Source organism: Nocardiopsis alkaliphila YIM 80379 (assembly GCF_000341005.1).
Classification (GTDB): domain Bacteria; phylum Actinomycetota; class Actinomycetes; order Streptosporangiales; family Streptosporangiaceae; genus Nocardiopsis; species Nocardiopsis alkaliphila.
In genome coordinates, this window is the sequence record NZ_ANBD01000026.1 from 22,040 (window position 1) to 30,501 (window position 8,462).

An 8,462-nucleotide genomic window follows, 5' to 3' on the forward strand; every position below is an offset into this window, starting at 1 on the left:
AAGCAGGATGGGAGGCCACGGACGATGCACCCGCTGTACTTGACACTGGGCATCATCACCTCGGTCTTCGCCGTGGTCGCGTTCGCCCTGTTCGGGCTCGGTCTGTACAAGATCGTGCGAACAGTAAGCGTCGGCCGAGCGGTGGAGCCGGAGCGCAAGGGGCCGTTGGGACGACGGCTCACCATGACGCTCATCGAAGTCCTCGGGCACACGAGGATGCTCAAGCGACCGTGGATCGGAGTGGCCCACTGGTTCGTGATGGTTTCCTTCCCCTTGCTGGTCCTCACGGTCGTCGAGGCCCAGGGGGAGGTCTTCGACCCGTACTTCAAGCTGCCGCTCATCTATGACTGGACCATCTACGGTCTGGCGATCGAATTCATCGCGGGCACCAGCCTCATCGGCATCTTGGGCCTCACCGCCTACCGGCTGATCAACAGCCCCAAGCGCATCGGCCGCAAGTCCCGCTTCGAGAACTCCCGGCACTGGACCGCGTACTACGTCGAGGCCTACATCATCGGTCTGCTGCTGGCCGTCTTCGTGATCCGTGGCTTCAAGGTCGCCATCGAGGACTTCCCGTTCCCGATGTGGGCCACCCCGATCTCGCACGCGGTCGGCGCGATCCTGCCCGGCGAGGCCGCGATCGCCGAGCCCGGTATCGCTTTGACCGCCGCGTTCAAGCTGATCATCAGCTACGCGTTCTTCGTGGTGCTGTACTTCAACCTCACCATGGGGATCGGCTGGCACCGCTTCGTCGCGCCGGTCAACATCTTCTTCAAGCGCAACGCCGACGGCGCCCCGTCCAACGGCCCCGCCAAGCAGATGATGGACAAGTCCGGAACCAAGCCCCTCGACTTCGAGGAGGCGGACCCGGACGAGGACCCCTTCGGCGCGGGCAAGCTGGAGGACTTCACCTGGAAGGGGCTGCTGGACTTCACCAGCTGCACCGAATGCGGTCGTTGCCAGTCCCAGTGCCCGGCCTGGAACACCGGCAAGCCCTTGTCGCCCAAGAAGGTCATCCTCGACCTTCAGGCGCACACCTATGAGAAGGCTCCGTACCTGCTCAAGGGCATCACCGAGGAGACCCTCGCCGAGGCCCCGGACAACAGCCACGCGGGCGTCGACGTCCTCGCGCTCCTCAACAAGCCGCTGGTCGGCACCGAGGAAGAGGGTGGCGTCATCCACCCCGACGAGCTGTGGGCCTGCACCAACTGCGGTGCCTGCGTCGAGCAGTGCCCGGTCGACATCGAGCACATCGACCACATCCTGGACATGCGTCGCTACCAGGTCATGGTCGAGTCCAACTTCCCGTCCGAGGCCAACACCCTCCTCAAGAACCTTGAGAACAAGGCCAACCCGTGGGGTATGGCCGAGGACCGGCGGATGGACTGGATCGAGGAGCTGGCCAACCAGGAGAACCCGGTCGAGGTCCAGGTCGTCGAGGACAAGCTGCCCGAGGGCACCGAGTACCTGTTCTGGGTCGGTTGCGCCGGTGCCTTGGAGGACCGCGCCAAGAAGACGACGAAGGCCATCGCCGAACTGCTGGACATCGCCGACGTCGAGTTCGCGGTGCTCGGGGGCATGGAGGCCTGCACTGGTGACCCGGCGCGTCGTCTGGGCATGGAGTACGTCTTCCAGATGCTGGCCCAGCAGAACGTCGAGACGCTCAACGACGCCGGTGTCACGAAGATCGTGGCCAGCTGCCCGCACTGCTTCAACACCCTGGCCAAGGAGTACCCGCAGCTCGGTGGCACCTACGAGGTCATCCACCACAGCCAGCTGCTGGCCCAGTTGGTGGACGAGGGTCGCCTGACCCCGGTGAACTCGATCGACGAGAACATCACCTACCACGACCCGTGCTTCCTGGGTCGCCACAACAAGGTGTACACGCCGCCGCGCGACATCATGGCGCAGGTGCCCGGTGTCAAGACGCAGGAGATGCACCGCCACAAGGAGCGGGGTTTTTGCTGTGGCGCCGGTGGTGCCCGCATGTGGATGGAGGAGCGGATCGGCAAGCGCATCAACACCGAGCGTGTGGACGAGGCGCTGACCACCAACCCCGACACCGTCTCCACCGCGTGCCCGTTCTGCCAGGTCATGCTCGGCGACGCGATCAACGAGAAGAAGTCCGCCGGTGAGGCCAAGGAGTCGCTGGAGGTCGTCGACGTCTCCCAGCTGCTGCTCCGTTCGGTCAAGGGGGAGGCCCCCGCCGGTGGCGACGAGAAGGAGGTCGCCGAGGTCTAGCCTCGGGTTCCCGTGAGGGAAACCGGTCATCCGCGCACGAAGGGCGGGACTTCCCTTGGGGGTCCCGCCCTTCGTCATGCGCGCACAGGACCGGGGACGCACCGAAGTGACATTTGTCAGTGCCCGAGGTGGGTGATCGCCACTGCGGACCGGTGACAGCGGAGTCTGCCGCCAGAGCCCTGTTCGCGAGAAGCTGGAGGTATGCCCAAGACAGCGAACACCAACGCCGAGATCAGCGCCCCCCACACCACCACGGAACCGACGGTGGTCGTCCGTGACCTGCGTCAAAGGTATGGCGACTTCGAGGCGGTCAAGGGCGTTTCCTTCGAGATCCGCCCTGGTGAGCTCTTCGCGCTGTTGGGGACCAACGGAGCCGGTAAGACCACCACCATCGAGACCTTGGAGGGGTTCCGCGCCCCGAGCGCCGGTACGGTCCGCGTCTTCGGCCAGGATCCGCTCGGCCAGCCGGTGGGCGTTCGGGAGCGCACCAACGCGGTGCTCCAAGGTAGCGGTCTCATGGAGGACCTCAGCGTCGACGAGACCCTCGCCCTGGCCCGCGACCTCGCGGCCGACCCGCGTGAGCCCGACGAGATCCTCCGGCTGATCGGCCTCGCCGACAAGCGTGGACTCCGGGTCCGGCAGCTCTCCGGAGGCCAAAAGCGTCGTCTGGACCTGGGACTGGCCCTGCTCACCAGGCCGGAGGTGCTCTACCTCGACGAACCCACCACCGGGATGGACCCCGAGGCCAGGCACGAGACCTGGCGGATCATCACCGACCTCAAACGGGAGGGTGTCGCGGTGCTGCTCACCACGCACTACCTGGAGGAGGCCGAGCGTCTCGCCGACCGCCTGGCGATCATGCATCGGGGGGAGGTCCACGTGGAGGGCACCCTGGGCGAGGTCCTCGCCGGCTGGGGCGACCGGGTGAGTTTCCTGCTCCCGAGCGACGTGCGTACCGACGACCTGCCCGAATTGGAGGGGGCGGAGGTCGAGGTGCAGACTCGTGAACAGCGACTGTGGGCCACCTACACGGTTCGGGAGGGCGACGTGGCGGACCGCGCCCACCACGCGGTCGCCGCGCTCATGGCCTGGGCCGGCGAACGTGGCGGCACCCTCCAACACCTTCAGGTACGCGGGGCCTCCCTGGAGGACGTCTTCCTTCGGGTCGCCGATGGCGCCGCGAACCTGGTCGGCGAGTAGGACCGACCAGGCCCCGGACCACGATTTCCCACAGATCTCAGGAGCATCACGATGACCACCACCAAGGGCACCGACCGACGTCCCGGTCCCGGCCCGCTTCGCCAGGCCCTACGCCTGGGTCGCACCGAGTTCACCCTCTTCGTCCGGTACAAGACCGCCCTGATGTACCTGATCATGCCGCTGATCCTGCTGATGCCGGTGGCCAACATGGAAAGCGTTCCGGTCCTGGGGGAGTACACCACCACGGATCTCGCCCTGGTCGGCACCATCGGTGCCATCGCCCTCTTCTTGGGGCTCGGGCACCCGTCCAACGTCTTCACCGCCCGACGTGAGGCTTTGGTCCTCAAGCGGCTTCGGGTGAGCGGGGTCCCCCAGACGGCGATCTTCGGAGGAGTCTTCCTGGTCGTCCTGCTGTTCACCCTGTTGATCGCGGCGCTCATCGTCGGTGGTTCCATGGCCCTGGGAGGGTCCATGCCGGTAGATCCGGTGATGTTGGTGTTCTCGGTGGTCCTGGGATGTTCGGCGATGACCCTGTTGGGGCTATTGGTCACTCCGTTCGTGAGCAACGCCGAGTCCGCGCAGATGCTCTCCATGGTCCCGATGATGGCCCTGCTGTTCCTGAGCGGAAGTTTCATCCCGTTGGAGGCCATGCCCGACACCCTGCGCCAGGTCGCCCTGCTGCTTCCGGTCGCCCCCACGGTCGAGATGGCCCAGGCCGCCTACGTCGGATACGACGTCTTCGGCGGCTTCGAGGGCGCCGAACGGGTGGGTTTCCTGGGCCTGTGGGCCGGCGCTCTGCCCAACATCGGCGTGATGCTCGTGTGGATCGTGGGCCTGGCGCTACTGGTTCGTCGCTACTTCGTCTGGGACCCCCGGCGGCCGTGATCGGGGTGGGGGGAAGGCGCCGGGGAGGCTCAGGACGGGGGCCTCCCCGGCGCCGTACCATTTCGGTGGAATTCGGCCTGTGGGCAACTCTCCAGAGGGGTACGCCGCGTTCTACCGTTGATGAGGACGGACGAGGGCGGTGTCCGGTTGGCCGGTCTCGCATCGGTTCGTGGAACGGTCTGCGGTCCGTGCTTCGCGGGAAGGTGACTCGACCGATCCCTGGATCAGGACGAGGAAGGCGGGCGGGCCGGCACGGAGCGGAAGAAAGGCCGGGGCCGGTCGATACGGGTCTGGCGAGGAAGTCATCGGTTTCGACCGCACGACGTTCTTGGGGAGGACGATGTGGAGGTGGGCGACACGGGGACGGGCGGCGCGCGTACGGATGGTGTGGATCCCGACCCATCGGAGTCGGAGGACGGGGGTCGCCGTGTCGGTAAGCTGCGACTCCTACGTTGGCTGGTGATGCTCACCCTGGCCGGTCTAGGGCTTTTGCTGCCGCTTTGGCCGAGTTACGAACTACTCATCTTGGCTTCCCCCCGGGAAGAGACGGGATTCCTCGGGGACGCTCCACTCTGGCCCTCCGTGGTGGCCCTCGTGTTGGGCCTGTTCGGAGCCCTCATCGGGTTGTTGATGATCCGAGAGAGGATGGGTGCCAGACACGCGGTCGATCCACGCCTGTACTGGGGGTTCTTGTCGGTCCTCGTCCTGATGTGCCTCTTCCTTCGCGTGCCCCTCTACATCTTCTGCACCTGTGCGGGGGCTTGGGGGCTGTTGATCTTCATGGCTCCTCGGAATCGGACCCGCTTCATGACCCTGGGGCTGTTGGCGCTGGCGTGGGTAGCTGCCCTGACCAGCCCGCAGGACCACTCTTTGACGGTGTTGGTCGGTCACTTCGCGATCGCGCTCGTCTTCACCCTGATCTTCGTCGCGGGGTGCGTGCCGATCTTTTGGATGTGGGACACCACGCGCGACGCCGTGGAGGGGGCCCGGTTCCGTGCTCGACTCGCGGTGACCGAGGAGCGTCTCCGCTTCGCCGAGGATGTCCGGGGGATGCTGGGACATGAGCTCAACGCGCTCCAGGTGAGGGCCCACCGCGCCGGATCGCTCCTGCGCACCGAACAACTCGAGCGGGCGCGGGAGGAGATCGACCGTGTGCACGGGATGGCCCGGGCGACCCTGCAGAAGGTGCGGGCGGTGGTCCGTGGATATCGTGATCTCGACCTGGACACCGAGATCCGGGCCGTCCGAGCGGTCTTGGAGCAGAACGGGACCGCCACGACCGTCTCGGGGGTGTCGGCCGACGCGGGCCTGTTGAAGGAGACCGCCGCGCTGGCCGCGTGGGTGGTGCGTGAGGGAGGGACCAACGTGCTGCGGCACAGTCGCGCCCGACACTGCCGGATCGAGTTCTCTTTGCCGGAACCCGCGGAGGGCGCTCCACGCAGCCTGCTCGTGGAGATGACCAATGACGGGGCCGAGACAGGTACGGAGAACGGGCCGACCTCCTACGACGGGTTGACCGGGCTCGCCGAGCGAGTCGAGCGGGGAGGTGGGACCCTCACGGCGAGCCGGACCTTTGAGGATGGCTTCCTGCTTCGAGCCCTGCTCCCCCTGTCCACCGTTTCTCGTCCCTCGGGGGCGACGGAGGGCGAGGACGCCCACCATCGGACAGCGAAGTGGACCGTGGGCATGGTCATGGACACGGATTCTCCCGAGAATGGGGCCGGGTCGAAAGGCCGGCCCACGGCCGAAGGTGGAAGCGACGAGGAGACCGGGCCCTCACCGTGGGACGAGGGGCTCTCGGCGGTGGCGGAACGGAGCCGAGCCGACCGCCGGATCCGGATCTCCCGGAGGATCACCGTGGTCATCCTGGGATTGACTGGTGCGATCATGCTCCTGTGGCCCTTCTTCGACCTGGTGTTCTCCACCCAGGCGGGGGGCTCCTACTGGGCACCTCTGCTGGGGCTGGCGGCCACGGTCGTGAACGTCGTCCTCCTCGTCGTCCTGCTACGAGAACGGATGGCGGGGACCTTGGACTCACGCTCTCGGCTCTATTGGGCTTCGTTGGGGAGCCTCGCCCTCACCGCGATCCTGCTCCATTCACCGGTGACGAGCCTGTTCGCCATTTCCACCTGGTGGGGGGTAGGGGTCTTCCTCACCGATCGGCGGACCAGCCTCCGTGTCTCCATCGCTCTTTTGTTTTCTCCGTTGCCATTGCTCCCCACCTACACCTTTCCGGTGTCCGAAACGAACTTCCTCCTCTATGGACTGGTCTGGTTGGGGGCGGTGGTTTTCGCGCTCTTTCTGGCCGCGAGCACCATCGTGTTGATCTGGCTCTGGGACGTCACCCGTGAGGCGGTCGAGGGACAGCGGACCCGGGCCCGGTTGGCGGTGACCGAGGAACGGCTCCGTTTCGCTCGAGACATGCATGACCTGCTCGGTCACAGCCTCTCCGCTTTGGCGGTCAAGGCCCAGTTGGCGGGTCGATTGGTGGACAGGGCCCCGAAACGGGCCATCACCGAGATGGACCAGGTCCAAGAGTTGGCCGGTACGGCGTTGCACCAGGTGAGATCCGCGGTGAACGGTTACTGGGAGGCCGACCTGGGCGAAGAGGTCGCGTCGATCGCGTCGATCTTGGAGGCGGCAGGGACTCGGACCACGGTCAGCGGGTTGGGCGGGCTGCGACTACCGCCTCGGGTGGCGGCGCTGGCCGCGTGGGTGGTGCGTGAGGCAGGAACCAACGTGCTTCGGCATAGTGACGCCCAACGGTGTCAGATCACCTTCACCCCGGCCAGAGAGGATGGCACGGGGCCGGGCACCCTGGTGTTGGAGGTGCACAACGACCGTGCCGAAGAACCGAAGACGGCAAGCGACGGCAATGGGTTGACCGGGCTTTCCGAGCGTGTCGCCGCAGGAGGTGGAACGGTTTCGACCGCCCGGACCCGTGAGGGCGGCTTCCTGCTCCGTGCGGTCCTTCCGTTGTCGACCGGTCCTGGTCAGGACACGGTGCCCCTGCCCCACCAGACCTTGAACCGGGGGCCGGCGGGACAGCCAGGGGACCCATGACGGTGAAAGACCGAGGTTCAGGGCGGAACGGGACGCCGGAGTCCTTCAAAGAGCGCTCGCGGAGTCGAAGGCGGCCTCGATGTCCTCGATGATCGCCGCATCGCCCGTAGTACTCAGGCCCAGCATGAACGCGCCCTGGTCGCCGTCGAGTTCCGCGACCAGGAATCGTCCGTAGGCCGCGTCACCCTCGGCGGCCTCGCTGCCCATGGTCACCCCGAAGGCGGAGTGATCGCCCAACTCGGTGGCTCCCGACGGTTCGACCCACAGGTCACCTTCCTCGGCCACCAGTTGCCCGACCATGTCCGTCGCCATGTCCACGGCGGTCAGGGCCAGGGGTTCGAGGGGGCCGAGCGACTCGCTGCCGGTCACGATGATCGCCTTCGGATCCTCCGGTGGGCCGTACACCGCGTAGGTGCTGTATTCCGGGGGCACCTCGTCGTCACCGAGACGCTGCCAGCCCTCACCGGGCAGTTCGTAGGTCAGGCCCGAGTTCGGGTCGGAGACGGTGCCGTCCTCGGGGGCGGCCCGCTCCACGTCGGTTCGCTCATCGTCGCCGGGGTCTTTTGACTCCCCGTCGGATTCGTCGGTGGAGGCGGTGAGAGGGCCGTTGCCCGACAGCATCCACCCGAGACCGGCCGCGGTGACCAGGAGGAAGAGGACCGTCACGACGAGGGCGATGGTGAAGGTGACCTTGCGGGTGTTGTCGGGTTCGTCGTCGGTTCCGCGGAGGAGGAGGTGCCTTTCGGCCTCGGGATCGGTTCTATCGGCTTCGCGCATCTGTGCTCCTGGGGGCGGCCTTCATGGTGGGCGCGGGGTCCAGAAGGGTCAGTACCCAATGTGATGACCGTGGGAGCAGGACGAAAGTGGCCGGATCAGGCCGATTTCGGGCGGAGGGGTTCTTCGATCGGGGCGGTCAGAGGTGCCAGGCAACGAAGCGGTACGGGGACGCCTCGTGGGGTGGCTGGAGAGTACGTACCCCTCCGGCCGGCCAAGGCAGAATCCAGTGGGCGGGTGGCGGATGATCACCGGGTGCGGGTGCGGGTGCGGGTGCGGGTGCGGGTGCGGGTGCGGGT

The 8,462-nt window shown here is 66.7% G+C and carries 5 protein-coding genes; 4 read left to right on the forward strand and 1 reads right to left on the reverse strand.

Annotated features, from left to right (window positions below; translation table 11 throughout):
• Positions 1-24: 24 nt before the first annotated feature.
• The 4 genes from D472_RS0103245 (at position 25) to D472_RS28055 (ending at position 7,389) form a co-directional block, all read left to right on the forward strand.
• A complete protein-coding gene (locus D472_RS0103245) occupies positions 25-2,241 on the forward strand; it encodes a (Fe-S)-binding protein (protein ID WP_017603070.1) in 2,217 nt (738 codons plus the stop codon).
• A 201-nt stretch (positions 2,242-2,442) separates the two neighbouring features.
• The gene (locus D472_RS0103250; protein WP_017603071.1) at positions 2,443-3,441 is read left to right on the forward strand and encodes an ABC transporter ATP-binding protein; all 999 of its coding nucleotides are present in this window, start codon (positions 2,443-2,445) and stop codon (positions 3,439-3,441) included.
• Between the two features lie 51 nt (positions 3,442-3,492).
• Positions 3,493-4,326: an ABC transporter permease gene (locus D472_RS0103255; RefSeq protein ID WP_017603072.1), complete on the forward strand. Its 834-nt coding sequence runs from the start codon at positions 3,493-3,495 to the stop codon at positions 4,324-4,326.
• A 348-nt stretch (positions 4,327-4,674) separates the two neighbouring features.
• Positions 4,675-7,389: a sensor histidine kinase gene (locus D472_RS28055; protein ID WP_152447889.1), complete on the forward strand. Its 2,715-nt coding sequence runs from the start codon at positions 4,675-4,677 to the stop codon at positions 7,387-7,389.
• A 45-nt stretch (positions 7,390-7,434) separates the two neighbouring features.
• On the opposite strand, the gene D472_RS0103265 is transcribed toward D472_RS28055, so the two are convergent.
• Complete coding sequence (locus D472_RS0103265) at positions 7,435-8,166, reverse strand: hypothetical protein (RefSeq protein WP_017603074.1); 732 nt, start codon at positions 8,164-8,166, stop codon at positions 7,435-7,437.
• Between the last annotated feature and the right edge of the window lie 296 nt (positions 8,167-8,462).